Source organism: Rhizobacter sp. (assembly GCF_032229685.1).
In the GTDB taxonomy this organism is placed as follows: Bacteria; Pseudomonadota; Gammaproteobacteria; order Burkholderiales; family Burkholderiaceae_C; genus LMDS01.
In genome coordinates this window covers 186,208-210,140 of sequence record NZ_JAVTWP010000012.1, presented here as the reverse complement: position 1 = coordinate 210,140, position 23,933 = coordinate 186,208, and the positions used below count along the sequence as shown (strand labels likewise).

Genomic DNA, 23,933 nt, shown 5'->3' with positions numbered 1-23,933 from the left:
TCCTTCAGGCGGCAGCGCGGTCCGGGGCTTCGAGGCCGAAGTCCTGCGGGAAGTGGTTGAGTGCAGAGATCACCGGGTACGGCGTCATGCCGCCCATCGCGCACAGCGAACCGTGAACCATGGTGTCGCACAGGTCACGCAGCAAGATCACCTGCTGCGGCCGGTTGTGGTTGGCGCGGATCTTGTCGATCACTTCCACGCCGCGTGTCGAGCCGATGCGGCAGGGTGTGCACTTGCCGCACGACTCGAGCGCGCAGAACTCCATGGCGTAACGCGCCAGGCCAGAAAGGTCGGCCGTGTCGTCATGCACCACGATGCCGCCGTGGCCCACGGTGGCACCGATCGCAGCGAAGGCTTCGTAGTCGAGCGGCGTGTCCCACTGCGACTCGGGTAGATAGGCCCCGAGCGGCCCGCCGACCTGCACCGCCTTGATCGGCCGGCCCGAGGCCGAACCGCCGCCGTAGTCGTAGAGCAGCCCGCGCAGCGTCACGCCGAAAGCCTTCTCGACCAGGCCGCCGTGTTTGATGTTGCCGGCGAGCTGCATCGGCAGCGTGCCGCGCGAACGGCCCATGCCGAAGTCGCGGTAAAACGCCGCGCCGCGCGCCAGGATGATCGGCACGCTGGCCAGCGTGATCACGTTGTTGATCAGCGTCGGCTGGCCGAACAGGCCGGTGATGGCCGGCAGCGGCGGCTTGGCGCGCACGATGCCGCGCTTGCCTTCCAGGCTTTCGAGCAGCGCCGTTTCTTCACCGCACACGTAGGAGCCGGCGCCCTTGCGCACCTGCAGCGAGAAGGCCTTGCCCGAACCGAGGATGTCGGTGCCCAGAAACCCCGCCAGCTCGGCGCGGTGGATCGCCTCGTTCAGCGCCGCGATCGCGTGCGGGTACTCGGAGCGCACGTACACATAACCCTGCGTGGCACCGGTCGCGATGCCCGCGATCGTCATGCCTTCGATCAGCATGAACGGGTCACCTTCCATCGTCATGCGGTCGGAAAACGTGCCCGAGTCGCCTTCGTCGGCATTGCAGACGATGTACTTCTGCGCCGCCTTCGTGCCCAGCACGGTCTTCCACTTGATGCCGGCCGGAAACGCTGCGCCGCCGCGGCCGCGCAAACCGGAGTCAAGCACCTGCTGCACCACGGCTTCGGGCGCGAGCGCCAGCGCCGCACGCAAGCCGGCATAACCTTCGTGCGCCTCGTAGTCGGCGAGTGACAGCGGGTCGGTCACGCCCATGCGCGCGAAAGTCAGGCGCTCCTGCTTCTTCAGGTACGGGATCTGCTCGGTCAGGCCGAGGTGGAGCGCGTGCGCACCGCCGCCGAGAAAGCCGGCGTCGAAGAGGCTGGCCACGTCGTCGACCGAGACCGGCCCGTAGGCGATGCGGCCCGCGGGCGTGGCCACCTCGACCATCGGTTCGAGCCAGAACAGGCCGCGCGAGCCGTTGCGCACGAGTTGCACGTCGACCCCGCGCACCGCGGCTTGTTCGACGATGCGGCGCGCGACGCGGTCGGCGCCGGCGGCCAGCGCCGCGGAATCGCGCGGCACGTAGATGGTGGTGGCGGTGATGCTCATGCAGCCCTCCGCGCTTCGGCGACCAGCCGCTCGAAAGCCACCGGCGTGACCCGCGCATGCGGCTCGTCGTTCAGCGTGATGGCGGGTGACGAGGCGCACAGGCCCAGGCAATAGGCCGGCTCCAGCGTCACGCTGCCGTCTTTCGAGGTGCCGTGGCCGTCGCAGCCCAGGTGCTGGCGGGCGTGCGCGAACAGCGCTTCGGCGCCCATGGCCTGGCAGGCTTCGGCGCGACAGATCTGAACCACATTCTTCGCCGCCGGCTCGGCGCGAAAGTGGTGGTAGTAGGTGACGACACCGTGCACCTCGGCGCGCGACAGGTTTAGCGCGTCGGCGATCCGCGGCACCACGTGGCCGGGCACGCAGCCCAGTGCGCCCTGCACGTCGTGCAGGATCGGCAGCAGCGCGCCGGGCTCGCCGGCGTGCGCGGCCAGCACGGCCTCGACAGCGGCGAGATCGTCGGGCGAAGACATGGGGTGAGCGACTGACATGCGGGCCTCCTTCGTCGCCGCAACGCGACGCAGGGGCGCAGTGTCGACACCGCGGCGGGATCAGTCCAATTGACTCGGTGAATGAACCGATGCGATCCGGAAATGATGAAGCCCGGCCCGCTGCAGCGCCGCGTTCACCCCGACAACAAGCCGCTGTACTGGGCCGCGTGCGCGAGCCATACCGGGTCTTGCGCGAAAGCCAGTGCCGCTTCGAGCGTGCGCGAGGGGCGGTTGCTGTCGTGCACCATGAAAGCGATCGGCACCGCCACCTGCGGCTCGACCAGAGGCAGCGCTTCCAGGTCTCGCTGCCCCTGCATCGCACCGACCAGCGCACCCGGCATCACGCCACAGACCCGCCCCGCCGCGACGCTGAGCACCAGCGTGAGGATCGAATTGGTCTCGATGGCGGGTGACGGGTGAGCGCCGGCCTCGGCGAACGCGCGGTCGACGATGGTGCGGTTGTGCATCTCGGCGCTCATCAGGCACAGCGGCAGGCCGGCGGCCTCGCGCCAGGTGGTCGAAGGGCCGATGCGCAGCGGCTGGTCGGCCGGCGCCGCCGCCTTGCGCAGCAGGAAGTAGCGCTCCTCGTACTGCGGCACCACGCGCAGCTGCGAGCGGCTGCCGTCGAGCCGCTCGGTGTAGCCCAGGCCCATGTCGAGCGCCAGGGTTTCGAGCCGCGCTTCGAGCTCGACCGAGCTCATCGAGCGCACGCTCGGCACGATGCCGGGGTGGCGGTCGTGCAGCATCGCCGCGAAGCGTGCCGCCATGGGCGTGGCGGTGGGCACGGCGCCGATCAGCAGGTGGCCGCGCGGCTCGCCGGCGGCGCTGCGCAAGTCCTGCTCGAGCAGTTCGTGCTCATGCAGCATGCGGCGCGCGCTGACGAGGATGCGGTCACCTTCGGTCGTGAAGCCACCGAAGTTGCGGCCCCGCTTGACGATCGCCGCACCGAAGTGTTCTTCGAGCGCCTTGAGCGCATTCGACAAGGCCGGCTGCGTGACATGGCAGGCCAGCGCGGCACGCCCGAAGTGCCGGTGGTCGTCGAGGGCGACCAGGTACTTGAGCGAGACGAACAGGTTCATGGGCCGCGAGTCTATGCGCGTGGCCACTAGGAATGGCCTTGCATAAGAGCCTGGGGCGCGGGCGCGGCACACTCGGCATTGGCGAACGGCGAACGAGCCCACGAGGAGTCCACACCCATGAACCGAAGCATCCGTCGGGCCGGCCTGTTGTGCATGCTGCTGGCCGCGGCCGGCCTCTCGCAGGCCGCAGAGATCGTGCTGGAACGTTCTGCCGTCGAAAAGCTGGTGATGCAGACGATGTTCAACAACGCCGGCCGCCACGACCTGCAGCGCGGCGCCTGTTTCGCCTACCTCGAAAGCCCCGGCGTGGAACTGAAAGAAGGCCGCATCAGGATCCGCTCGCGGCTCGTTTCGCGCGTGGGCCTGGACACCGGCAACGCCTGCGTGGGTGTGAGCGTGGCCACCTGGACCGTCGTCTCAGGCCGCCCCGCCGCCAACGGCGGCAGCGTGCGGCTCGACGACCTGCGCATCGACAGCGTCGACGACCCGACCGTGCGCCTGGTGCTCGAATCGGGCCTGCTGCCGGCGCTGCCGCGTGCGATCGACCTCGACGTATTGAAGGCGGTGCGCTCGATGCTGCAGAACAGCGCGGCGCAGTTGCAGACGACGGTGGAGGCGTTTCAGATCGAGGCGGTGGCGGCGGGGGAGGACCGGCTCGCGGTCAGGTTCAATTTCAGGTTGGTGGCGAAGTAGCCTCGTCAGACCCGATGCTGCCGTCGCAGCCGCTTCAGCAGGTTCAGGCATTCCGCGAGCGAGCTCAGGCCCACGGTGTCGTCGGCCGCCCACGAAACCACTTGGCGCTCGTGCAGCACGTTTTCGACGATGCCTTGAAGCTCCAGCGGCGCCACGTCACGCAGCAGCCGCAGGGCGCCGGAATCAGAAGCCTTGAACGAGTCGCGAACCCACTCGGCCAGTGCCTGGTAGCTGGCCGGGTGCATCGAGATCGCGCCTTTGGCGAAGCCGCCCAGGAGCTCGTCGACCATCAGCATCTGCTCGGCCATGCGTCTGGGGTCGGGTGTCGTGCGCATGCCGGGTTATCGGCAAGCGCTCGGGAATCTGAGGGGCGGCCAGCAGGTCGGCTGTCGCTCAAGGTCCGCGTTCGGCTGCTAGCTCGGCCAGGAAATCGACGAGCGCAGCGGCCCCGCACGGCGTCACCGGCGGTGCAGACCAGCAGGCGGCATATCGCCCAGGCATCGATCAATGCGCCGAGCCGTGTCGGTCGAAGGCCAATGGCGCTTCACCCACAAGGACGGCACGCCTTGTTGAGCGGCGGGTCGGCCGCGTCAGATCGAAAGCGAAACATGCGTGTTCTGAGCACGCACAGCTCGCCGTGTTCTTGATTTCGCAGGCTGGCGCGGCAGTTTGAGCCTTGATCAAACCCCACCGACGATTCGGATGTCTCGTTCCGCACCGTCGCCCAGAGCAGCCAGGGCCTCTTGGTAGGCGGGGCTGTCGTGCGCTGCGACGGCCTGTTCGGCACTGTCAAACTCGATCACGACCGTGCGCTGCTTCAACCCGAGTTCATAGACCGTCGACGGCTCACCACGCGCCAGGAAGCGGCCGCCCGCCGACATGAGCGCCGGGCCCGCCAGCTTCGCGTAAGCGGCGACCTTCTCGGCATCCTTCACGGCGCGGTATGTAGTAACCCAAAAAGCTTTGGACATCAGACTTCCCTTGTGGACGTGTGAAATGGGCTGGCGGCTCTCGCAGACGCTCGACGGCGGTGAACTCGAATTGGTTTGGTTGATGCAGTTGACCATCGCCATCGCCACCAGTGCAATGAGCGGCAGTTATAGCACCAGCCTACCCAGACCCACTGGCTGGCCGCCTCCGCGGCGACTCCGGCCATCGTTTGTCGACAGCGCCGAAGCCTGATCCGATACTCAGGACCGGCGATGGAGCAATTCGTCTATCAGCAGTTGCGCGGCGGGCTGCGGCGCCCCTCCCTTGCGGGTGACGAGCTCATAGGGTTCGCTTCGCGACACCAGATTCAACGGCAGGATGCACGACATCTGCTGGCGCGCGAAGAACCGCGCAACTTCGATGGACACCACTGCCACGAAAGAGGGGTTGGCCTGCAGCAGCGCCAGCGTCGCAAAGGCGGAGGTCGTCTCGAGCAGGTGCTGGGGAAACCGGATCCCGCTGTCGCGGAATTCACCTTCGAGCAAGAGCCGCATCGGCATGTTCGTGCGGTACACCACCCATCGATATGGCGCCAGTTGATGCAGGGTGACCTTCTTCGCGCGCCGCAGAGGATGGGCGACGTTGGCAATGACCGCGAGCGTTTCATCCTGGAGCTTCACGCTGTCGTAGGCGTGCGGCGCTTCGCTGATGGTCGTGCGACAGATCGCCAGGTTGAGGCGGCCGGCGTCGAGTTGGGCGAGCAGCGCAGCGCTGGTGTCCTCGACGATCTCGACGGACAGGTCCGGCTGCCGCGCAACGAGCGCAGAGATGGCATCGGTGAGCAGCGGTACAGCGCCCATGATGACGCCGGCGGCCACTCGTCCGCCCTGGCCACGCATGATCCCGATGATCTCGTCGCGCAGGTGCGCGACATCCGTCTGGATCAGGCGTGCATAGCGAATCACGCAGTGGCCGACGGCGTTGGGCTCGAGGCCCCGGTTGGTGCGAACGAACAGCGGCGTGCCGAAGGTCGTCTCGATTTCCTGCAATGCCTTGCTTGCGCCCGGTTGGGTCAACGCGACCTGCTGCGAGGCCTTCAACAGCGAGCCGTTCTCGCCCAGCGCCACCAGCAGCCGCAGCTGTTTCAAGTGGAGCCTGGAGATGATCGAATGGAGCGGTGGAGTCATGCGCGGGTTGCCAAAACGTTATAGCGACATCATATTCTCTCAGTTGTCGTGCGAACGAATACTGCAATACTGATCGCGTGCTGCAGGCATTCGCGGCGCGATCTACACGTTTCGTGCGCTCGACGGCAGGGCCGCCGTCAACAGCGTCGACAGAAGGACGAGGTCAACCTCGCGAACCATGCCACCACCCCTGCCACCATCAAAAGAGAGCGTTGCCCAAGGGTCGCCGTGCCATGAAGGCCTCTTCTTTCAAACCGGACCAAGCTGTCTCGGCGCAAGGCCGGCCCCGGCCGCAGGACCGGCCGGTCGGGTGCTTCCTGGAGTCTGAGGAAGAGTGATGAGGCATCGGCTTTCGTCGTCGCTTTGGTTCTGCGCTCCCTTCGCAGTGCTGCTGGTCCTTTGGGCGGTCCTGGTCCCGTACTTCGATGTCAATCCCCGCTTGTTCCCGCATCTCGGCTCGGTGGCGCAGGCCGGTCTCGATGGGATCAAAGACGGCACCTTGATTCAGCACATCGGTGCCAGCCTGCTGCGCGTGACGGTCGGCACGGCCCTCGCCCTCGTGTTCGCTGTTCCCCTTGGTATCGCGATGGGCGTCAGCCCGGCGGTCTCCAGCTTTCTCACGCCCCCTTTGAGGTTCTTCTCGGTGCTGGCAGGCATCGCCTGGATCCCGCTCGCATCCCTGTGGTTCGGCTACGGGTTCGGCGCCATCACTTTCGTGATCTTCAACGCCGTGTTCTTCATCGTCACGTACAACACGCTGCTCGGTGTCTCGACCATTCCGCTGGAGGTGCGTAACGCGGCCGCCTCGTTGGGCGCGGGGCGATGGGCGATGCTCACCGAGATATTGCTGCCCGGCGCGCTTCCCAACATCGTCACTGGCATACGCACGGGGCTGGGCTTTGCCTGGCGCGGGCTGATCGCCGCCGAGATGATCGCCACCAACGTGGGCCTCGGCTACATGCTGTTCGTGGCACGCGATTTCTACAAGACCGAAGTGATCGTGCTCGGCATGATCGTCATCGGCGTGCTGTGGTTGCTGCTGGATCGCTTGCTGCTGGCTCCGATCGAGCGCGCCACCAGCGAGCGCTGGGGCCTGGTGCAGCGCGCATGACGACACTTCTCCTCAAGGCCTGGAGCAGCTACCTGCGCCTGACGACGCGATGGCCGTCGATCGGCACGATCGTGCCGTTCCTTCCGTTGATCGCGGCCTGGTGGGTCGTGACCGAGGCCCAGCTTTTCCCGCGGGCGTTTCTGCCCGGGCCGGCGGAGGTCGTGCGCTCGTTCGGGACGCTCGTCTACACGGGCGTGCTGCCAGACTACCTGCAAGACAGCGTCGTGCGCCTCGTCGTCGGGTCGTTCTGGGGCATCGCGCTGGGCATCCCCCTCGGAATCCTGGTGGGCCTCAGCCAGCGTGCGCACAAAGTGCTGTGGCCGTTGCTGATGTTCTTTCAGGCCATCGGCGACATCGCGTGGTTGCCGATCCTGGTGATCTGGTTCGGCTACGGGCTGACGACCATGACGGTCGTCATCGTCTACACGGTCATCTTCCCGGTCATCTTGAACACGGTGCTCGGAGTGCGTTCAATCCCGATCAACATGCATCGCGCCGCGCTGAGCCTCGGTGCGTCGCGCACCCGCATGCTCTGGGAGGTGGTGCTGCCGGGTGCGCTCCCCAACATCATGACCGGCCTGCGAAACGGCCTGGGCTACGGCTGGCGCGCGCTCATCGCGACCGAGATCATCGTCGGCACCAGCGGCATCGGCTTCCTCATGTTCGATGCGCGCCGCGCCGGCTCGGTCGTCGAGATCCTGCTGGGCATGATCATTCTCGGGTTTCTTTGGTACATCGTTGACAGCTGGATCCTCGCGCCGATCGAGCGGGCCACGGGACAGCGCTGGGGATTGGTGACGAAGTGAAAAGCCTGACGATTCGCAACCTTTCGAAGACCTATTTCGACGTGCACGCTGGCGCGAACGTGACGGCGGTGCGCGACTTGTCACTCGAGATACCGGAGGGCGAGTTCGTGTCCATCGTCGGCCCGTCAGGGTGCGGCAAGACCACGCTCCTCAACATGATCGCGGGTTTTCTCCCGCACACCGAAGGCGAAATCCTGGTGGGCGGCCGGCCGGTGAAGGGGCCGGGCCCCGACCGCGGCGTGGTGTTCCAGTCATGGGCCCTCTTCCCGTGGCGCACCGTCCTCGACAACGTCGCGTTCGGCCCCAAGATGCGCGGCGTCGGCCGCGCCGAACGCGAGAAGATCGCGCACGAGTATCTGGCGCTCGCCAAGTTGTCCCATGCCGCAACGCGCTATCCCAACGAACTGTCGGGCGGCATGCAGCAGCGTGTCGGTGTGGTGCGCGCGCTGGCCAACGAACCCGACGTGCTGCTGATGGACGAACCCTTCGCCAGCGTGGATGCGCAGACGCGCATGACCTTGCAGGAAGAACTGACCCGGATATGGGAGCAGAAGCGGCCCACGGTCATCTTCATCACCCACGATGTGGCGGAAGCGGTGTTCCTGGGCAACCGGGTGGTCGCCCTGTCCAAGGGGAAGGTGCTGGAGGAGATCGCCGTCGACCTGCCGCGGCCCAGGGTGTGGGACCACCTCAACGAGGACGACCGGTTCAAGGCCCTCACCGCGCGCGTTCTTCAACTCGTGCGGTCAGCCTGAATCATGCTGCGTGACGTGCTCAGGTCTGGGAGGTTTCACATCCTGCTGGCGGTCGCGCTCTGCTATGTGGCGTGGCAGGTGTGGTTGACGATCGCTGCCCCGAACAAGATCGCAGGCCTTGCGGGCAATTCCGAGAAGGTGAACGTGCTGGTCACGTTGGCCTTTCCTCCGGAGCGCTTTCATTTTCAGCGGTTCCAGGCCTATGGCCGGGTATCCGGTACGGAGCAGAACGCCGTTGAAGTTCGCGGAGTGAAACGAGTGGATCTGACAACCGTCGCCCGCCCTTACTGGGTGACGCGTGTTGAGCCGCTACAACCATGATGGAGACCATGATGAAACGAATTGCGCTACTGCTCTGTTCTTTGCTGTTCTTGCCGCTCCTGGCGCTGGCCCAGCCCACGAATCTCGTCAAGGTGAGGGTCGGCATGGTGGCCGCCGTCGACATGTTGGCCTTGCCGGTTGCCGTCGAGCGTGGCTTCTTCGAAAAGTACGGGCTCGACGTGACGATCGCGCGCCCCTACGCCACCGGCGTCGATGCGCTCAACGCACTGCAGGCGGGCGAGACCGACATGGTCCAGGCCGGCGTCCCGGCGATCGGCGCCATCCTGCGCGGCATGGACCTGGTGTTCCTCGGCAACTTCAGCGGCAACGCCACCAAGCTCGGGTCCGATGCCACGCTCGCCATGATCGCGAACAGTGGTACCGGCATCGTCAAGGGTGACCTGAAGAGCCTCAAGGGCAAGAAGATCGCGACCTCGTTCGGAACGATCAACCACCTGTACGTCCTCGGGCTGCTCGAGAAAGGCGGCCTGACGCCGGCCGACGTGACGCTGGTCAACACGCCGCCGCCGGAGATGACGGTGGCGTTGCTGGCCAAGGGCGTGGATGCGTTCGTGGCGTGGGACCCGGCGCCGGTCATGGGCATGAAGGACGTGCCCGGTGCGATCGAGGTGATCCGCGGCGGCGATGTGATTTCGTATCTCGGCTTCAACATCGCCCTGCGGCCCTGGGTCGAGAAGAACGGCGCAACGATCGAGAAATTCCTGGCGGGCGTGTCCGAGGCCGACCAGTGGATGCGAAAGAATCCCAAGCAAGCCGCTGCCATCGGCACGCGCTGGATTCCCGGCTTGAAGCAGGACGTTGCGGAAACTGCGATGCAGTACAACATTGCGCAACTGGACCGCCGCATCTCCGCGTACAACTATCGTGCGCTCTGGAAGGCGCAAGACACACTGCAACGGCTGGGCGTGATCAAGTCGGTGTTCGACGTGAACAAGCACATCGAGCCCAAGTACATCCTCAATGTGATGCAGACCTACCCGGCGCTGTTCTCTGACCTGCAGCCCATCCCTGCGGAGGTGGCGATCAAGCCGGGCTTCGTTTTCAAGCCCTGATCCGTTGCCCGCCGCGGCACGCTAGCCGCGGCCGATGAATGGCATTTTCGTGGCCATGATGGTCATGAACTGAACGTTCACGTCGAGTGGCAGGTTGGACATGTGCAGCACGGCGTCGCCGGACGTGTTGCACGTCCATCAGCGGCTCGCCGTTCGTCATGCCTGTGGCCAGTTCGGTGAGCGCGTTGCCGATGTCGATCTGGCTCGCCGCGATGTCGTTCACGCGGCCGTCGAGCGAGATGGACTTGGTCAGGCCGGTGACCGCGTGCTTGGTGGCCGTGTAGGCAGCCGACATCAGCCGCGGCGCGTGTGCCGAAAGCGAACCGTTGTTGATGATGCGGCCGCCCTTCGGGTCCTGCGCCTTCATGATGCGGATGGCGTGCTGGGTGCACATGAACATCGCCACCAGGTTGAGGTTGACCACCTCGCGGAATTTCTCGATCGGCAGGTCTTCCATCGGCATCGCGGGCGCGCCCATGCCGGCGTTGTTGAACAGGACGTCGAGCCTGCCGAACCTGGCTTTGACTTCGGCAAACACTTTCTCGACGTCGGCGTCCTTCGTGATGTCGGCGGCGAGCACCAGCGCGCGGTCCCCGGCGGCGGATTCCGCCGCGGTCTGCTCCAGCTTGTCCTTGCGCCGGCCGACCAGGCCGGCGTGGTAGCCGTCCTTCAGGAGCGCGAGCGCCGCGGACTTGCCTATGCCGCTGCCAGCGCCCGTGACGAGCGCGACTCTTCTTTGTGCCATGGGTGCCTTCGCAGAAATGGGAATGGAACGCGCAGCGCTTCGTGCGGCCGCTGCGCGCGGCGCCGATCAGGCGGCCGTGTACGCCGTCTTGACCGTGGTGTAGAACTCCGCGGCGTAGCGCCCCTGCTCACGCGGCCCGTAGCTGGAGCCTTTGCGGCCGCCGAAGGGCACGTGGTAGTCCACGCCCGCGGTCGGCAGGTTCACCATCACCATGCCGGCCTGAACATGGCGCTTGAAATGCGTTGCGTACTTGAGGGACGTGGTGGCGATGCCGGCGCACAGACCGAACTCGGAGTCGTTGGCCAGGTGCAGTGCCTCGTCGTAGTTCTTCGCGCGAATGACGCTGACCACGGGGCCGAACACCTCTTCGCGGTTGATGCGCATCTGCGCGGTCGTCTCGGCGAAGAGGGCGGGACGCATGTAGTGCCCGGGGGCCCCGTCCCCGTTCCTGTCGATCGCTTCGCCGCCCGCCACCAACCTGGCGCCTTCGGCCGTGGCGATCGCGATGTACCGGAGGTTTTGAGCGAGCTGCTTGTCGTCGACCACGGGACCGATGTCGGTGCCCGTCTTGCGTGCGTCGTCGACCTTCAGCCTCTTCATCTTGTCGGCCATCGCAGCGATAAAGCGGTCGTGGATACCTTCAGTGATGATCAGTCGCGACGAAGCCGTGCAGCGCTGGCCGGTGGAGAAGAAGCCGCTGTTCAGCGCCGCGTTCACCGCGATGTCGAGGTCAGCGTCGTCCAGCACCACCATCGGATTCTTGCCGCCCATCTCCAGCTGAAACTTGGCCATGCGCGCAACACAGGCCCGCGCGATGCGCTGGCCTGTGGCCACCGAGCCGGTGAAGCTGATCGCGTTCACGCGTTTGTCTTCCAGCAGCACCTGGCCCACTTCGGAGCCGCGGCCCATCAGCAGATTGAACACCCCGGCCGGCAGGCCCGCGCGATGCAGGATGTCGGCGATGGCCCAAGCGCTGCCAGGCACCAGATCAGCCGGCTTGAGCAACACGGCGTTGCCGTAAGCCAGGGCCGGGGCGATCTTCCAGGCGGGGATCGCGATCGGGAAATTCCAGGGCGTGATGAGGCCCACGACGCCGACGGGCTCGCGGGTGACTTCCACGCCGACGCCCGGACGCACGGACGGCACCACATCGCCACCCGCACGCAGCGCTTCGCCGGCAAAGAACTTGAAGATGTTGCCGGCCCGGGCCACCTCGCCCGTGGCCTCGGGCAGGGTCTTGCCTTCCTCGCGGGCCAGCAGGTCGCCAAGTTCGGCCTTTCGCGCCAGTATCTCGGTGCCGGCGGCATCGAGGATGTCGAATCGCTGCTGCGGGGTGGACAGGGCCCATGCCGGCTGAGCCTGTGCGGCTGCGGCGATCGCCTGCGCGGCTTGGGCCGGGTCGGCTTGAGCGAACTCGCCGACAACGTCGCGCGTGTCCGAGGGGTTGATGTTGCGCGAGACGCGAGGGCCTTCGACCCACTCGCCGCCAATCAGGTTCTTGAACATGGCTTGGTGGCCCCTTTACATGCTGACTTCGAGCATGGCTTCGTAATCGCTGTCGGATGCGACGCGGGGATTGCTCCGGTGGCTGTGGTCCTTCAGGGCGCCCCGAACGATGTCAGGAAACATCGCCCGCGTCACGCCCAGCGGGGCCAGGCCCGTGGGCAAGCCGAGCCGCTCGGTCATGGCGCGCACGGAAGGCCCCACCTCGGCCCCGCTGGCCAAGCCCATCGCCTGGGCGAGCCGGGCGAGCTTGCCCTCCTCGCGCACCGACGCGGCCTCTTGGTTGAATGCGATCACGGCGGGCAGGAAGATCGCATTGAGCGTGCCGTGATGAAGCCGCGGGTCGACACCACCGAGCGAGTGACTCAGGCTGTGCACGCACCCGAGCCCCTTCTGGAACGCCAGGGCGCCTTGCATCGACGCGCTCATCATGTTCAGCCGCGCGTCGCGGTCGTCGGGCTGGCGCACTGCGCGCTCGATGTGACGCCAGGCGCGCCACAAGCCATCGAGCGCGATGCCGTCGGCGGGCGGATTGAAGGCGGGAGACAGGAAAGTCTCGATGCAATGCGCGATGGCATCCATGCCTGTGGCCGCCGTCAGCGCCGGCGGCAGGCCCAGCGTCAGTGCCGGGTCGCAGATGGCAACTCTGGGCACGACGAACGGCGAAATCACGCCGAGCTTGCGGCCGTCGTCGAGGATGAGGATCGCACCGCGACCCACTTCGCTGCCGGTGCCGGCGGTCGTGGGGACGGCGATGACGGGCGCCGTGCGGGATGTGATGCGATCCACCCCACCTTCGATCGCTGCAAAGCCTTGCAACGGGCCGTCGTGTGTCGCGCAGACGGCGACGCCTTTGGCGAGATCGATGGATGAGCCGCCGCCCACGGCAACGATGCCATCGCAGGCGCCCTTCCGGAACGCGTCGACCGCCTCACGCACTGCAGCCTCGTTCGGGTTCGGCGGAGTGCCGTCATAGAGGGCCACGGTGCCCTCAGATGCGAGCGCGTCCAGGACGGTGTCGATGATGCCGGCCGCCTTCACGCCCCGGTCGGTCACGATCAGCGGCCGGCGGATGCCGACACGTTCGCACTCCTGCCTCAGAAGGCGGACAGCGCCGAACTCGAACTGGACTTGGGTGATGTAATTGATGAGGGCCATGGCAATAAGAAGAGGTTATATCGAGGCGTTTGGTCGAGGTTGTCGGTGCAGGCTCACGAGATCCGTCGAATCAGGTGCGCAAATGGGTACACGCCATTGACGACGGCATTCGGCTCGAATCCTCGGAAAAGAAAAGAGTGACGGACAACGCCTGCATTTCGAAAGATCTGGGCCTGTAGATCCAACTGCCCCTTTTATGACCTTGTAGAGAGCTGATCAGTCGCCAATGTTTGCACTAATGGCTCACAAGACAACTGAGAAGATGTGATGTCGCTATAACGGATTCACATTTCAGACCGTTGCCGCCGCCGATTCACACAACCATCTCCAGGCTCCTCGGCAACAGATGGGGATGTCGATCGCGCTCGGCGGCCCAGCGTCACGCTTGAAGCGTTTGAAGCAAGGCGTGTTGACGAAGTCCATGCGAAGGAAGAGTCGTGTCTCCGTTCATCGAGTTCGCAGGGTCATGCAAGCGTTCGGCGTTTGACAAACTCGGGCGGGCAGGTCGACAAGAAAAAAGGGCGTCCGTCTCCCGACGAACGCCCTTCAGATCGGCTCCGATCTAGCCCTTCACGCACACCACCTGCTTCAAGGTGTGCACCACGTCGACCAGATCACGTTGCGCCTCCATCACCGCATCGATGTCCTTGTAGGCCGCGGGCGTCTCGTCGATCACGTCCTTGTCCTTGCGGCACTCGACACCTTCGGTCGCAGCGCGGTGGTCGGCCAGCGTGAAGCGGCGCTTCGCTTCGCCACGGCTCATTGCGCGCCCGGCGCCGTGCGAGCAGCTCTCGAACGATTCCGGGTTGCCCTTGCCGCGCACGATGTAGCTGCGCGCACCCATGCTGCCGGGGATGATCCCCAATTGCCCGGCCTTCGCACTCACCGCGCCCTTGCGGGTCACGTACACGTCTTCGCCGAAGTGATGCTCCATCTGCACATAGTTGTGGTGACAGTTCACCGCTTCGATGTGGCTCTGAAAACTCTTGTGCAGCACGGTCTTCGCGGCTTCGATCACACGCTTCATCATCACTTCGCGGTTCAGCGCTGCGAACTTCTGGCCCCACCCGACGGCGCGCACGTAGTCGCCGAAGTAGCGCGCACCTTCTTCGAAGTAGGCCAGATCACGATCGGGCAGGTTGGCGTTGTTGCGCAGCGCGTCCTGCTTCGCCAGCTCGATGAACATCGTGCCGATGAAGTTGCCCACGCCACGCGAACCCGAGTGCAGCATGAACCACACCGCACCCTGCTCATCGAGGCAGACCTCGATGAAGTGGTTGCCGGTGCCCAACGTGCCGAGGTGCGCACGGTTGTTGGTCTTCGCCAGCTTCGGGTAATCGCGGCACAGTTCGGTGAACTCGGGCTCCAGTTGCGCCCACGCAGTGTCCACCGAGCCCGGTACCTTGCCCCAGGCGCCCGGGTCGCGGGCACCCGGAGAACGCCCGTGCGGTACCGCGCGTTCGATGGCCGAACGCAGCGGCGCCAGGTTGTCGGGCAGGTCTTCCGCCGTCAGCGTGGTCTTGCAGGCCATCATGCCGCAGCCGATGTCGACACCCACCGCGGCCGGGATGATCGCGCGCAGCGTGGGGATCACCGAGCCCACGGTCGCGCCGATGCCGAAGTGCACATCCGGCATCGCGGCAATGTGCTTGAACACGATCGGCAGGCGCGCGGCGTTGGTGAGCTGGCGCTTGGCTTCGTCTTCGACGGGCACGCCACGCGTCCACATCTTCACCGGCACTCCGCCGGGTACGTCTTCTTCGATGTAGTTGATTTCTTCCATGTGAATTCTCCTTTTGCGGAGGGCGCCTTCACGCCACGTGCAGCGCACCGCGCTCGATGCGCTTGCCAACACGTTCGATTCGGCGCCAGCCGCTGTTGTCGTTCATCGTGATCCAGCGCCGCTCTTCGGCGCGATAGAACCAGTCCTTGTCCTGTTGGTAGTAGACCTGCGCGCCGCTCGATTCCCAGATGTTGGCGATCTCGTTGCTGTGCGCGCGCGTCTCGTCGAAGTCGGTCGTCGCCTTCTGGCCCATCTCGCTGTAGAAGGCGTTGAGCTGCAGCAGCAAGGCGTTCACGTCGGCCGGCATGCGCTGCGCCTGCAGGCCAATCTTCACCGCCTCGTCGAGCAGGATTGGATAGCCGTGCGACGGGTACTTGCCATTCAGCGCGGTCGCGATCGCGTCGGCCTTCGCTTCGTCTGCGATGTGATACGCCAGCAACTCGCGGCACAGCATGATCGACAGTGACTCCGCGCGGTCGACCGCACCGATGACCAGCGGGTGAACGTACTGGAACAACGCCTTGTACGCGTTCTCCGGCACATCACCCTGTTGCTCGCGCCACAGGCGGATCACACGCTGCAACTCGTTCAGGCTGACGCTGACCCGGTCGTTGTCGCGGTCCACCGGCGAGAGCGCGTGGTTCAGCGAGGTGTCGACCGCGGTCAGGTAAGCGGTCGGCCCCATCTGGATGCCGTCGGCACCGAGCGCGATCATGGTCGCGGCCGAGGCGCATTCCAGCGGCACCAGTGCCACGAGTCGATTGCAATGCTGACGCAGCAGATTGACCAGACGCAGCGACACCTGGCCGCTGCCGCCATCCGACTTCAGGAACAAATAGATCACCTCAACTCGGCCGAGCCGCTCGAGCACGCGGTACAGCGCCACCACGTCGGTGTGGCACACCGACCCACGCGGGCCATTCCAGTAGGCCACGAGCGGGCCGCCCAGCCGCTGCGCGAGCCGGGCGATCAGCGCCTGCGTCTTCGTGAAGAGCACGGGCGGCTGCTTGACCTTGATGTCGATGACAGGGAGTTGTTCGTTCTTCATGATGTTCTTTCGAATCCTCGGGGAGCGCACCCAACATGTGACGTGGTGCGCTCCCCCGACATGCACCTTGAGGTGCGATGGATGCCAACTGCGTCAGCTGAGGCGCGATCCCTTCGGGAGCCGTGCAGCCAACCACTCGTGCACGTCCGCGCGGATGTGTCGGCCTTCGAGCAGAAAGTCCTCGAAGCGGCTCGGTACGTACGGCAGGTACACCAGCGGCATTCGCGCTTCCTCCGGCGTGCGGTCGGCCTTGCGACCGTTGCACACACCGCAGGCCGTGACCAGGTTCATCCAGGTCCAGCCGCCACCGCGCGATTCGGGCACGATGTGCTCGCACTGCAGGTCACGCTCCGAAAAGCGCTGGCCGCAATACGCGCAGGTCAGCCGGTCCCGACGAAACAGCTTGCCCTTGTTGAAGGCCGGCACCACGTCGAACAGGTTGACGCGCGACGCGCCGTGCAGCGCAACGATCGGGTAGACGTCGATGGTCGACTGCTTGCCGCGCGCGACGTTGAAGCCACCACGCAGCGTGGCGAGCGGGCCAACACCCTCGACCCACGCCACGGCACCCGCAGCGACGTGCGAAGCGGCATGCTCGAGCGAGATCCACGCCTGGGGCGTGCCCTGGATGTCGAGCTGCAGCACGTGGCTGTGTGAATGTGAGCGCATGGGTGGCCTCCTTTCACGGGCCGTACAGGTAAGAAAGTGAATGGCACGTCCGGGTGGGTTTGAACCACCGGCCTCGACCTTCGGAGGGTCGTGCTCTTCCAGCTGAGCTACGGACGTAGTGAGTGATGGGTTGGTAGCCCCTGACGATTTCGAAACGTCGACCGTCGCTTTGTAAGAGCGCTGCTCTGCCTCTGAGCTACACCCGCAAGGGCGACGAGCAATCAACGCTCGTAGTGATCGCGGTTCACGCCGTCGAAAACAGCCGCTGCGCAGGCAGCAGCGATTGAAACGACTTCGGGGAGCCACATGGGCAGGGGTCGTTGCGCCCGAGCTTCTCGATGAGCTCCTTCACGCCGCCGACAACACGAGCACCACGCTTGACTCCCGTCTCAGACGGGAAGCCCTTGCGCCGCTTGCTCGTGACCTCGAAAGCACACGTCGTCTTCATTGATCAGTTTCATGTCACACCTCCTTGGTGGTTGTTGGTCTTCTGAGATCCTTGGTCGTCCGGGGTGGGCACGATCCACCGACCTTCGCCTTATGAGGGCGCTGCTCTGCCGCTGAGCTACCGGACTGCTGAAGATGGTCCCCTCGGTCCGAGTCGAACGGACATGCCCTGCGGCTCCGGTTTCTGAGACCGGTGCGTCTGCCGATTCCGCCACGAGGGGGTTGCTGGGTGGTGCGTCGCCAGGGGCTTGAACCCTGACCATCCGGGTTAAGAGCCCGGTTCTCTGCCACTCGAGTTCGCGACGCATGAGAGTCAGAATGCGCTAGGGGGTGACCGGCCGGAGTCGAACCGGCACGAGCGGGTTCACAGCCCACGGCTCTTCCATTGAGCTACGGCCACACCCAAGCGCACGCTTGACTGGTCTCGGTGGCAGGTCTCGAACCTGCGGCCTCGTGATCCCAAATCACGCGCGCTGCCATCTGCGCCACACCGAGCTGAAACGGGTACCCGCGGATGGGAACCCGCAACGCGCCATGCGCGTTGCACGTTCCCTTCGACCTGTGGGGATCGCGGGCAAAGCCCGCGAGCACCGACCTGCGCCTTATCAATACGCTGCTCTGCCACTGAGCTACGCGAGATCAAACTGAACTGGCTCCCCGACGTGGTTTCGAACCACGGACCTCCTGGTTAACAGCCAGGCGCTCTGCCATCTGCGCTATCGGGGAATGGATCTGGACTCGACGGTCCGATTCGAACGGACGCGGGCTTGCGCCGCCTGGTTTGCAGCCAGATGCCTTCGACCACTTGGCTACGTCGAGTGAACTGGTACCTCGTGCACGATTCGAACGTGCGACCTCCGGCTTCGTAGACCGGCGCTCTTGATCCAGCTGAGCTAACGAGGTTCTGACTGTCTGGTGCCGAGAGAGGGAATCGAACCCCCGACGCGCGCGCCTTCAACGCACCGCTCTACCTGCTGAGCTATCTCGGCAAACTGATCTGGCGCCCCGTGCGGGATTCGAACCCGCGGCTTCCGACTAGACAGGCCGGCACTCTGGCCACTGAGTTAACGAGGCAATGCATTTCCATCCGGTCACGGGTTCCGGCGCCGCCCAATGCTTGCGGCCGATTTCCACCCCCGAAGCGTGAGCTCGACGAGGGTTCCTTGTGCTGGCGTCGCGTACGGGATTCGAACCCGCGTATCCACCTTGAAAGAGTGGTGTCCTCGGCCGTCTAGACGAACGCGACTTGTCTGGTGGTGCCCTCGGCGACGGTTCAAACGCGCGGCCTGCCGCTCACAAGGCGGCTGCTCTGCCTGCTGAGCTACGAGGGCGATGGAGATCCACTTCGGCTGTGCCCAAACGCGAGCATCCCGTCGGATGTGGTGTCTCGCTGCACGTGGCCTGGCCAAGGGTCGCGCACATCCCGCACCGCCAACACCATGTCGCGCGGCAACGGAGTGAAAAGACACACCCGAAGTGGAGCGGATGACGAGTCTCGAACTCGTGGCCTCGACCATGGCGTGGTCGCACTCTGCCTGCTGAGCTACATCCGCAAAAGTTGCGAGGCACTCCATCGGCCAGTACCGAGGTCGCCTCGCAGCAAGTTGTTAAAGAGCGTCCACCGTCGCTGGTGGTGCGATCCATCGATCGCGGGCCTGTGCCGATGCGCGGGCCGTTTGAAGTCAGAAATGAAAAAAGGCCCGGATCCTTTCGGAATCCGGGCCTCTGCGTACAGAGCTTGGAGGGTGCGCGTCTACGCGCTGCCCTCTCCCGGATGCACCTGGCCCTCGTTCCGATCAAGCGCTTGATAGCTGGCCGGCAGGGTCAGATGCAGTGCACTCGTGCACGCGCCGAACGACTGCTTCACCGCCGTCATCGAAAACGCGGGCACGAACGCGACCAACCCCTCCATGGGTCGGTTGGCTGTGACGATGTGCGCGGCTTTCACGATGAGTCTTCCAGAGAAAAGGTGATGCTCGATGAGCAGAGGAGGCGGACTGTAAATAGTCTTTACTACGTCGTCAACCCCCTGCGACAATGTTGCTTGAACCCGTTGCATCGTGAACACACCCCGTGGTCAACATCACCGTCACTCGAAGACAGAACGCACTCGCTCTGTTCCAGGCCTACGCTGAGAAGGCGCTCGCCTCCGGCGCATCGCCCAAGGGACTGGAGCAGGCCTTCGCGACCACCCTGCAGATCTCACCGAGCATGTGGAGCCAGATCAAGTCGTCGCGACCCATCGGCGACAAGCTCGCACGACAGATCGAGTCGGCGTGTGCTCAACGCGCGGGATGGCTCGATGAGTCGCGCAAGGACGTTGCACCTTCGGTTGCCGAGACCGCGTTTCTGGAACTCGCGCTATCAGCATGGCGAGCCACCAACCACGCAGGACGCAAGGCACTGCGTGAGCGCCTGAAGGAGGCGGTCGCGAAGTCTCGTTGAACTGGCGATGGTCAAAAACGACAAGCAGAGCAGAACTTGAGTCGCACTGCCTTGAGGATCACGAGCCGTCGCAGGTACGAGGGTCCGCTTTCATCCGAACGCACCCGTTCAGCAAGCGCTCGAGTGGTTCATGCCCCGCTTCCCAGCCAGCTATCAAGCTATCAAGCGAGGCAACTCTTCGGCGCCACACGGCCTCCAGCCGCCGCCAGCCGGCGATCCGCGCGTGCTGGTCTCGGTACCGGAGCAAGCAAGAGCGAGCGCCTCGACCTGCGACGGCCATGAACCAGACCTACATCGACACCGTTCGGCTACTGCTCGCCATCGCGCCCGCGGTCTTCGCCTCCGGGCGCTTCGCGATGAAGGGTGGCACCCCGCTGAACCTGTTCGTGCGAGAGATGCCGCGCCTGTCGGTCGACAGCAATCTCGTGTTCGTCGACCATCGTTTGGATCGCCAGACCGCATTGCAGGCGATCGGCAAGGAACTGGCCAGCGTGCAGGCCGCGCTCGCACGCCAGGGATACCGCGTCCACTTGCCGGCCAACGGCGTTGTCCGTGGTGCGGAAGCAGATCGGCAAGCACCACGCCCACGGGTTCACCTAAAAGAGCCAGCCCATCGGCCAACTCAACGCCAAGGCTTGGTCGGCGGCGCTCAAGCGAGGAGGTACCGAGAACTTCGAATGGCACGATCTGCGCCACACCTTTGCACCCTGGCACCGCCGGGCTGGCACCCCGGCGCACGAACTGCAACGGCTGGGCGGCTGGGAAACCGGGGCGATGGTCGAACGATATGCCCACGTCGCGCCCGAAGCGCTGCAAGGTGCGGCCAGTCGGCTCGATGCCTTCGGCGGGTACGCCCAAACAAAAAGGACCCAGTGCTTTCGCGCTAAGTCCTTGAATTCACTGGTGGCCTGGGGCGGAATCGAACCACCGACACGCGGATTTTCAACCGGCCCAGGCGCCTCATCACTTACGACCACGGCACACGCATACCGGGGAGTGGGGCGCTAAAGGGAACCAAGAACCGAGTAATCGGACAATTGCCAGCTACGAATTGGCTACGTCGGTGCGGGCACCACGGCGGCAACCTGCGGAGCTTCGGCGACCTCGGCAACTATGGCGGCATAAAGCTGCTCGATCGTCCACACCTCGAATGACACTCCAGTCAACGCTCGAACTTCAGCGGCGAGAACCGGGTGTGCGATGCCACTTCGACTCCAATCCAGCTTCAGATCCTGCGTGACCATAACGGCGTGGTCAAAAGCCATCTCCCGCTCCTTCGCCAGCAGAAGCCCCAACAAGAAGTCCGCCCAGATATAGAAGTCGCCGTCAGCTTCATCTTTAAATCCAGGTGGTGTCCTTGTTCTTTTTCGCCCGGCAGCAATATTCTGAAATACTTGCCGAGGAACATACGGGCTAATCGCTTTTCGATGTAGCAACTCAAGAATTTTTAGTGTGTTTCTGAGAGTGGATTCATGATATACGTACCCGTAATCAGTACCGAATTTCAGCAAAAGACCATCCATTTCATTCGCATATTCTCCGAAGTTGGGATCGATCTTTTGTGCATCGATTCGAAGCGCATCGAACTTCTTTTTGACAGAAGCTGATACGGTTTCAATTGCGGAAAGCTGATTATTCCAGAATTCTTGAATTGCTTGACCAGGAAGTATCAATGGCGCAGGATGCCGCTCGTCTAAATAGTCAACAATATCTTCGCGCCGAGCGTGGCTCCCCAACTTTAAGAACACATTCGCGTCTAGTCCAATCGCGATCGTCGATATTGATCTTCCATTCACCATGACGGGCGACATTGCAGTAACGAGCGCGCCCAAAGAATCAATAGTTGTATGTCGATCGAGCAATTTAACTAACACCTCGATGTGCATGGTACTGAACCGGTGAGCGTCAGAACCAGACGTCGCCAGCGACTTGCGCCAACTCCGACCCGACTGACTCAATCGTCCGAGCATCCCAAGGATCCAATTCAACCAATGTTTCCACCCATTCATTATCAATTCCCGTTCTCAGCATACTCGACTTGAATCCTTCCCAAGAATTCGCCCCTTTTGGCCGTCGCTTAAGAGTTGAGAGGAATGTATTTCCTATCGTACTTCCCCAGAAATTCGCGTCTTCCTCGCTGATGCCATCCCACGTCTCAGCGTTTCTCGGCAATATAAAATGAAGTTCACCAGCTTCATCGGGAGTTACGCTTCTCGCGATAGTCGATCGCCGGAGAAATGCAAGTACTTCTTTGTTGAAAGATCGCTTCGTTAGTTGACGAATGAAGTCATCCTTCTCAGGATTCAAGTCTCGAAGGTCATCAACAAGTACTTTCCAGTTCTTAGAGGCGTTTACTTTCCACGCTGCTTCACCGAATCTTCGCTCCACATTGCCGGTCCCTAGGTTACCCACGACAATTCTGCGAACAACTAGCCTCAATATACTTGTCATGCCTTCCAGTTGGTTTGGTGCATGTGATACCGCCAATAAGATCGGGCGAATCGATATAACACTTAGACTATTGAGTGCTGAAAATATTCTCAGAGCAACAGGGTCTGCTGGACCGTCTAACGACGGATCCACCATCTGAAGATAGAGCGGGAGGTTTGTTTCAAGTTGATCCATCAACTCACTCGGAGTCGGCGGCTTCCTATGACCATACGTGGCTCTCTGGGCAAGAAAGTCAAACAAGTCTTTCGGAAGAATATGCCCACCATTGAGCGTCACCACATGCCTAATATATTGAACAAAAGAATTCGCACCGGCTATGGGGAATTGCCTGGCAATTGCCTGCCAACGGGCATATAAAGCATCCCGCGCTGCGGGCTTTGTTTGACTCAGAATATAGTTTTTGAGCAGATCAGCGGTGGTTAATTCTCGGCCTCGAGTATTGATTACTTCATATACTCTATATGCAGATGCGGAGTCCGGATGAACGAACACTGCGAAATACACCCTGTTGGTAAGAAAATCAGTCCACGCTCCGAGCCTCTTAAACGGATCCTGAGCCAAGTCTTTGCGAAGTCTAGAGCGCAGAAATTCGAATGCTTCTAGCAAGCGTTTCGATATTGAATTCTGTTCGATACCCCCAACGAAGCTGTCGCCACCATTCTCCAGTATGGCCTGCAACGTTTGATTATCCAGACTGTCCGACAATGTCACCCGAGGATTCGTTTCGTCAGTGTTGTAATCAATCGACCTAAGGAAGTCAGATTGAATTCTCTCAGCCAAAGCTTTCCGCTTGCTTCTGATCGCCTCATGAAATAGGGCAGCTGCTAACAATGTGAGAGTTAATATTCTTTGCTGTCCATCGACCACCTGTTTTCGGCCTTCCTCCTCTGTCAATATCACAAGACCGAGAAAATATGGCTCATCACCGAGACCTTTGCTCAGATCGTTCCAAAACTCGGAGACCTCGTCCTCCCAAGAATACTCACGTTGGTAAGGAGGAATGACGAATTCCGAGCTGGACATTAGGGCGCCAGCCGTTGTTGCTGAAGCGTTAAGTGGAGTATTCAATGTTGTTCCAGATAGGATTTATGTGATCCTGCCGCCCAGTTATTTCGTTAACTCGTTCTAGAATTCCGTCGTTGCCGACGCGCACCATTCCCACCCGAAGTCGGGCACGCTATCAGGGTTCCGGCGTCTTGCATACTGCCGAGTCTTCGGGAAAAGTGGCCCGCAACACGAACTTCCGGCAGCTCGCTCGCAACGGAGGCTTCACCGCAAGCGGGACACCAAAACGGGGCGCAGCTTACTGCTGCAGGTGTCAGGGTTGTCCGCCGGGCTTGGTTGTGGGCAACGCGCCGGCCCCTCCCAGGCCACAGGGCGTGTTGTCCACAACTGCGAAGCACTCGGTGGGGAACCCGTGTTCGCAGCTCACCGAGCTACACCGGCTGCTGAATACTTGCATACCCACTACTTCCGTTTGGTAGAGTCGCTTCACCAAGTGACGTGGATCAGCGAGCCCCACTAGGTCAGATTTCCGCGCGAGCATAGCCAGGCAAAAAGCCACAAGTAGGCCGCTCCTCAGGACAAGAGAAACGCATTCGCACTTCAACGACCGTCATCAACCTGGCGGGCGGCAGGTGCTTGCGGCGTACTCGTCCTCCACTCCTTCCG

Annotated in this window: 23 protein-coding genes, 15 tRNA genes and 2 pseudogenes; 9 read left to right on the top strand and 31 right to left on the bottom strand. The window is 63.2% G+C overall.

Annotated features, from left to right (window positions below):
• Window positions 1–4 precede the first annotated feature (4 nt).
• The 3 genes from AC30PD_RS06685 to AC30PD_RS06675 all read right to left on the bottom strand — a co-directional run bounded on the left by AC30PD_RS06685 (window position 5) and on the right by AC30PD_RS06675 (window position 3,137).
• On the bottom strand, window positions 5–1,570 hold the full coding sequence (locus AC30PD_RS06685; RefSeq protein ID WP_489534854.1) for a formate dehydrogenase beta subunit: 1,566 nt from the start codon (window positions 1,568–1,570) through the stop codon (window positions 5–7).
• A complete protein-coding gene (locus AC30PD_RS06680) occupies window positions 1,567–2,058 on the bottom strand; it encodes a formate dehydrogenase subunit gamma (protein ID WP_489534853.1) in 492 nt (163 codons plus the stop codon). The genes AC30PD_RS06685 and AC30PD_RS06680 overlap by 4 nt, the downstream gene beginning before the upstream one ends.
• A 134-nt stretch (window positions 2,059–2,192) precedes the next feature.
• The gene (locus AC30PD_RS06675) at window positions 2,193–3,137 is read right to left on the bottom strand and encodes a LysR substrate-binding domain-containing protein (protein WP_489534852.1); all 945 of its coding nucleotides are present in this window, start codon (window positions 3,135–3,137) and stop codon (window positions 2,193–2,195) included.
• A gap of 117 nt (window positions 3,138–3,254) precedes the next feature.
• Between AC30PD_RS06675 and AC30PD_RS06670 the strand changes: the two genes are divergently transcribed.
• Window positions 3,255–3,830 (top strand): hypothetical protein, encoded by a 576-nt coding sequence (locus AC30PD_RS06670; protein WP_489534851.1) that lies wholly within the window; start codon window positions 3,255–3,257, stop codon window positions 3,828–3,830.
• A gap of 5 nt (window positions 3,831–3,835) precedes the next feature.
• On the opposite strand, the gene AC30PD_RS06665 is transcribed toward AC30PD_RS06670, so the two are convergent.
• From AC30PD_RS06665 to AC30PD_RS06655, 3 genes are all read right to left on the bottom strand, one after another.
• Window positions 3,836–4,165, bottom strand: a complete 330-nt coding sequence (locus AC30PD_RS06665) for a hypothetical protein (protein WP_489534850.1) — start codon at window positions 4,163–4,165, stop codon at window positions 3,836–3,838.
• 345 nt (window positions 4,166–4,510) lie between these two features.
• The gene (locus AC30PD_RS06660) at window positions 4,511–4,801 is read right to left on the bottom strand and encodes a DUF1330 domain-containing protein (RefSeq protein WP_489534970.1); all 291 of its coding nucleotides are present in this window, start codon (window positions 4,799–4,801) and stop codon (window positions 4,511–4,513) included.
• A gap of 219 nt (window positions 4,802–5,020) precedes the next feature.
• Complete coding sequence (locus AC30PD_RS06655; RefSeq protein ID WP_489534849.1) at window positions 5,021–5,947, bottom strand: LysR family transcriptional regulator; 927 nt, start codon at window positions 5,945–5,947, stop codon at window positions 5,021–5,023.
• A gap of 337 nt (window positions 5,948–6,284) precedes the next feature.
• Here AC30PD_RS06655 and AC30PD_RS06650 point away from each other — a divergent pair, with 337 nt between their 5' ends.
• Genes AC30PD_RS06650 through AC30PD_RS06630 form a run of 5 tightly spaced genes read left to right on the top strand, consistent with a single transcriptional unit; the run spans window position 6,285 to window position 10,013 of the window.
• A complete protein-coding gene (locus AC30PD_RS06650; RefSeq protein ID WP_489534848.1) occupies window positions 6,285–7,058 on the top strand; it encodes an ABC transporter permease in 774 nt (257 codons plus the stop codon).
• On the top strand, window positions 7,055–7,864 hold the full coding sequence (locus AC30PD_RS06645) for an ABC transporter permease (protein WP_489534847.1): 810 nt from the start codon (window positions 7,055–7,057) through the stop codon (window positions 7,862–7,864). The genes AC30PD_RS06650 and AC30PD_RS06645 overlap by 4 nt, the downstream gene beginning before the upstream one ends.
• On the top strand, window positions 7,861–8,619 hold the full coding sequence (locus AC30PD_RS06640; protein WP_489534846.1) for an ABC transporter ATP-binding protein: 759 nt from the start codon (window positions 7,861–7,863) through the stop codon (window positions 8,617–8,619). Before AC30PD_RS06645 ends, AC30PD_RS06640 begins: the two co-directional genes overlap by 4 nt.
• A gap of 3 nt (window positions 8,620–8,622) precedes the next feature.
• Entirely contained in the window at window positions 8,623–8,940 is a 318-nt protein-coding gene (locus AC30PD_RS06635; RefSeq protein WP_489534845.1) for a hypothetical protein, read from the top strand.
• 8 nt (window positions 8,941–8,948) lie between these two features.
• On the top strand, window positions 8,949–10,013 hold the full coding sequence (locus tag AC30PD_RS06630; protein WP_489534844.1) for an ABC transporter substrate-binding protein: 1,065 nt from the start codon (window positions 8,949–8,951) through the stop codon (window positions 10,011–10,013).
• Window positions 10,014–10,034: 21 nt separating this feature from the next.
• Here the strand turns inward: AC30PD_RS06630 and AC30PD_RS06625 are convergent.
• The 23 genes and pseudogenes from AC30PD_RS06625 to AC30PD_RS06515 all read right to left on the bottom strand — a co-directional run bounded on the left by AC30PD_RS06625 (window position 10,035) and on the right by AC30PD_RS06515 (window position 19,314).
• Window positions 10,035–10,758: pseudogene (locus AC30PD_RS06625) on the bottom strand (SDR family oxidoreductase).
• Window positions 10,759–10,824: 66 nt separating this feature from the next.
• On the bottom strand, window positions 10,825–12,264 hold the full coding sequence (locus tag AC30PD_RS06620) for an aldehyde dehydrogenase family protein (RefSeq protein WP_489534843.1): 1,440 nt from the start codon (window positions 12,262–12,264) through the stop codon (window positions 10,825–10,827).
• 15 nt (window positions 12,265–12,279) lie between these two features.
• Complete coding sequence (locus AC30PD_RS06615; protein ID WP_489534842.1) at window positions 12,280–13,419, bottom strand: iron-containing alcohol dehydrogenase; 1,140 nt, start codon at window positions 13,417–13,419, stop codon at window positions 12,280–12,282.
• A gap of 562 nt (window positions 13,420–13,981) precedes the next feature.
• Window positions 13,982–15,202 carry an RtcB family protein gene (locus tag AC30PD_RS06610; RefSeq protein ID WP_489534841.1) on the bottom strand — a complete coding sequence of 407 codons (1,221 nt, stop codon included), beginning with the start codon at window positions 15,200–15,202 and terminating at the stop codon, window positions 13,982–13,984.
• A gap of 28 nt (window positions 15,203–15,230) precedes the next feature.
• Window positions 15,231–16,250, bottom strand: a complete 1,020-nt coding sequence (locus AC30PD_RS06605) for a hypothetical protein (protein ID WP_489534840.1) — start codon at window positions 16,248–16,250, stop codon at window positions 15,231–15,233.
• Window positions 16,251–16,343: 93 nt separating this feature from the next.
• Window positions 16,344–16,919 carry an HNH endonuclease gene (locus tag AC30PD_RS06600; protein WP_489534839.1) on the bottom strand — a complete coding sequence of 192 codons (576 nt, stop codon included), beginning with the start codon at window positions 16,917–16,919 and terminating at the stop codon, window positions 16,344–16,346.
• Between the two features lie 41 nt (window positions 16,920–16,960).
• A tRNA-Arg gene (locus AC30PD_RS06595) sits at window positions 16,961–17,036 on the bottom strand.
• A 14-nt stretch (window positions 17,037–17,050) separates the two neighbouring features.
• Window positions 17,051–17,117: transfer RNA gene (locus AC30PD_RS06590), tRNA-Val, on the bottom strand.
• Window positions 17,118–17,163: 46 nt separating this feature from the next.
• Window positions 17,164–17,367, bottom strand: coding sequence for an SEC-C metal-binding domain-containing protein (locus AC30PD_RS06585; RefSeq protein WP_489534838.1), 204 nt, complete (start codon window positions 17,365–17,367; stop codon window positions 17,164–17,166).
• Window positions 17,368–17,419: 52 nt separating this feature from the next.
• Window positions 17,420–17,494 (bottom strand) — tRNA-Met (locus AC30PD_RS06580).
• A gap of 8 nt (window positions 17,495–17,502) precedes the next feature.
• Window positions 17,503–17,587 (bottom strand) — tRNA-Leu (locus tag AC30PD_RS06575).
• Window positions 17,588–17,596: 9 nt separating this feature from the next.
• Window positions 17,597–17,672: transfer RNA gene (locus AC30PD_RS06570), tRNA-Lys, on the bottom strand.
• Window positions 17,673–17,695: 23 nt separating this feature from the next.
• Window positions 17,696–17,766 (bottom strand) — tRNA-His (locus AC30PD_RS06565).
• Window positions 17,767–17,785: 19 nt separating this feature from the next.
• Window positions 17,786–17,861, bottom strand: a tRNA-Pro gene (locus AC30PD_RS06560).
• A gap of 155 nt (window positions 17,862–18,016) precedes the next feature.
• Window positions 18,017–18,092: transfer RNA gene (locus tag AC30PD_RS06555), tRNA-Asn, on the bottom strand.
• A gap of 7 nt (window positions 18,093–18,099) precedes the next feature.
• Window positions 18,100–18,185: transfer RNA gene (locus AC30PD_RS06550), tRNA-Cys, on the bottom strand.
• A 5-nt stretch (window positions 18,186–18,190) separates the two neighbouring features.
• Window positions 18,191–18,269 (bottom strand) — tRNA-Arg (locus tag AC30PD_RS06545).
• Between the two features lie 10 nt (window positions 18,270–18,279).
• Window positions 18,280–18,355, bottom strand: a tRNA-Phe gene (locus AC30PD_RS06540).
• Window positions 18,356–18,364: 9 nt separating this feature from the next.
• Window positions 18,365–18,440, bottom strand: a tRNA-Asp gene (locus AC30PD_RS06535).
• Window positions 18,441–18,535: 95 nt separating this feature from the next.
• Window positions 18,536–18,612, bottom strand: a tRNA-Glu gene (locus AC30PD_RS06530).
• Between the two features lie 8 nt (window positions 18,613–18,620).
• Window positions 18,621–18,697: transfer RNA gene (locus AC30PD_RS06525), tRNA-Thr, on the bottom strand.
• 146 nt (window positions 18,698–18,843) lie between these two features.
• Window positions 18,844–18,919 (bottom strand) — tRNA-Gly (locus tag AC30PD_RS06520).
• 200 nt (window positions 18,920–19,119) lie between these two features.
• The gene (locus AC30PD_RS06515; RefSeq protein WP_489534837.1) at window positions 19,120–19,314 is read right to left on the bottom strand and encodes a hypothetical protein; all 195 of its coding nucleotides are present in this window, start codon (window positions 19,312–19,314) and stop codon (window positions 19,120–19,122) included.
• A 125-nt stretch (window positions 19,315–19,439) separates the two neighbouring features.
• On the opposite strand from AC30PD_RS06515, the gene AC30PD_RS06510 reads away from it, so the two are divergent.
• The 3 genes and pseudogenes from AC30PD_RS06510 (at window position 19,440) to AC30PD_RS06500 (ending at window position 20,819) form a co-directional block, all read left to right on the top strand.
• Window positions 19,440–19,811 (top strand): hypothetical protein, encoded by a 372-nt coding sequence (locus tag AC30PD_RS06510; protein ID WP_489534836.1) that lies wholly within the window; start codon window positions 19,440–19,442, stop codon window positions 19,809–19,811.
• A gap of 278 nt (window positions 19,812–20,089) precedes the next feature.
• Window positions 20,090–20,308: pseudogene (locus tag AC30PD_RS06505) on the top strand (nucleotidyl transferase AbiEii/AbiGii toxin family protein); the annotation flags it as partial.
• Window positions 20,309–20,423: 115 nt separating this feature from the next.
• Window positions 20,424–20,819 (top strand): tyrosine-type recombinase/integrase, encoded by a 396-nt coding sequence (locus AC30PD_RS06500; protein ID WP_489534969.1) that lies wholly within the window; start codon window positions 20,424–20,426, stop codon window positions 20,817–20,819.
• 47 nt (window positions 20,820–20,866) lie between these two features.
• Here AC30PD_RS06500 and AC30PD_RS06495 read toward each other — a convergent pair whose 3' ends face one another.
• Together AC30PD_RS06495 and AC30PD_RS06490 are read right to left on the bottom strand one after the other, a co-directional pair.
• Window positions 20,867–21,697, bottom strand: a complete 831-nt coding sequence (locus AC30PD_RS06495; RefSeq protein ID WP_489534835.1) for a hypothetical protein — start codon at window positions 21,695–21,697, stop codon at window positions 20,867–20,869.
• 19 nt (window positions 21,698–21,716) lie between these two features.
• Complete coding sequence (locus AC30PD_RS06490) at window positions 21,717–23,285, bottom strand: DUF262 domain-containing protein (RefSeq protein WP_489534834.1); 1,569 nt, start codon at window positions 23,283–23,285, stop codon at window positions 21,717–21,719.
• Window positions 23,286–23,933: the final 648 nt, after the last annotated feature.

Excerpts from the sequence above, each read along its gene's own strand:
- AC30PD_RS06685 (WP_489534854.1), bottom strand. The coding sequence starts at position 1,570 with ATGAGCATCACCGCCACCACCATCTACGTGCCGCGCGATTCCGCGGCG.
- AC30PD_RS06680 (WP_489534853.1), bottom strand. The coding sequence starts at position 2,058 with ATGTCAGTCGCTCACCCCATGTCTTCGCCCGACGATCTCGCCGCTGTC.
- AC30PD_RS06675 (WP_489534852.1), bottom strand. The coding sequence starts at position 3,137 with ATGAACCTGTTCGTCTCGCTCAAGTACCTGGTCGCCCTCGACGACCAC.
- AC30PD_RS06670 (WP_489534851.1), top strand. The coding sequence starts at position 3,255 with ATGAACCGAAGCATCCGTCGGGCCGGCCTGTTGTGCATGCTGCTGGCC.
- AC30PD_RS06665 (WP_489534850.1), bottom strand. The coding sequence starts at position 4,165 with ATGCGCACGACACCCGACCCCAGACGCATGGCCGAGCAGATGCTGATG.
- AC30PD_RS06660 (WP_489534970.1), bottom strand. The coding sequence starts at position 4,801 with ATGTCCAAAGCTTTTTGGGTTACTACATACCGCGCCGTGAAGGATGCC.
- AC30PD_RS06655 (WP_489534849.1), bottom strand. The coding sequence starts at position 5,947 with ATGACTCCACCGCTCCATTCGATCATCTCCAGGCTCCACTTGAAACAG.
- AC30PD_RS06650 (WP_489534848.1), top strand. The coding sequence starts at position 6,285 with ATGAGGCATCGGCTTTCGTCGTCGCTTTGGTTCTGCGCTCCCTTCGCA.
- AC30PD_RS06645 (WP_489534847.1), top strand. The coding sequence starts at position 7,055 with ATGACGACACTTCTCCTCAAGGCCTGGAGCAGCTACCTGCGCCTGACG.
- AC30PD_RS06635 (WP_489534845.1), top strand. The coding sequence starts at position 8,623 with ATGCTGCGTGACGTGCTCAGGTCTGGGAGGTTTCACATCCTGCTGGCG.
- AC30PD_RS06630 (WP_489534844.1), top strand. The coding sequence starts at position 8,949 with ATGATGAAACGAATTGCGCTACTGCTCTGTTCTTTGCTGTTCTTGCCG.
- AC30PD_RS06620 (WP_489534843.1), bottom strand. The coding sequence starts at position 12,264 with ATGTTCAAGAACCTGATTGGCGGCGAGTGGGTCGAAGGCCCTCGCGTC.
- AC30PD_RS06615 (WP_489534842.1), bottom strand. The coding sequence starts at position 13,419 with ATGGCCCTCATCAATTACATCACCCAAGTCCAGTTCGAGTTCGGCGCT.
- AC30PD_RS06610 (WP_489534841.1), bottom strand. The coding sequence starts at position 15,202 with ATGGAAGAAATCAACTACATCGAAGAAGACGTACCCGGCGGAGTGCCG.
- AC30PD_RS06605 (WP_489534840.1), bottom strand. The coding sequence starts at position 16,250 with ATGAAGAACGAACAACTCCCTGTCATCGACATCAAGGTCAAGCAGCCG.
- AC30PD_RS06600 (WP_489534839.1), bottom strand. The coding sequence starts at position 16,919 with ATGCGCTCACATTCACACAGCCACGTGCTGCAGCTCGACATCCAGGGC.
- AC30PD_RS06585 (WP_489534838.1), bottom strand. The coding sequence starts at position 17,367 with ATGAAGACGACGTGTGCTTTCGAGGTCACGAGCAAGCGGCGCAAGGGC.
- AC30PD_RS06495 (WP_489534835.1), bottom strand. The coding sequence starts at position 21,697 with ATGCACATCGAGGTGTTAGTTAAATTGCTCGATCGACATACAACTATT.
- AC30PD_RS06490 (WP_489534834.1), bottom strand. The coding sequence starts at position 23,285 with ATGTCCAGCTCGGAATTCGTCATTCCTCCTTACCAACGTGAGTATTCT.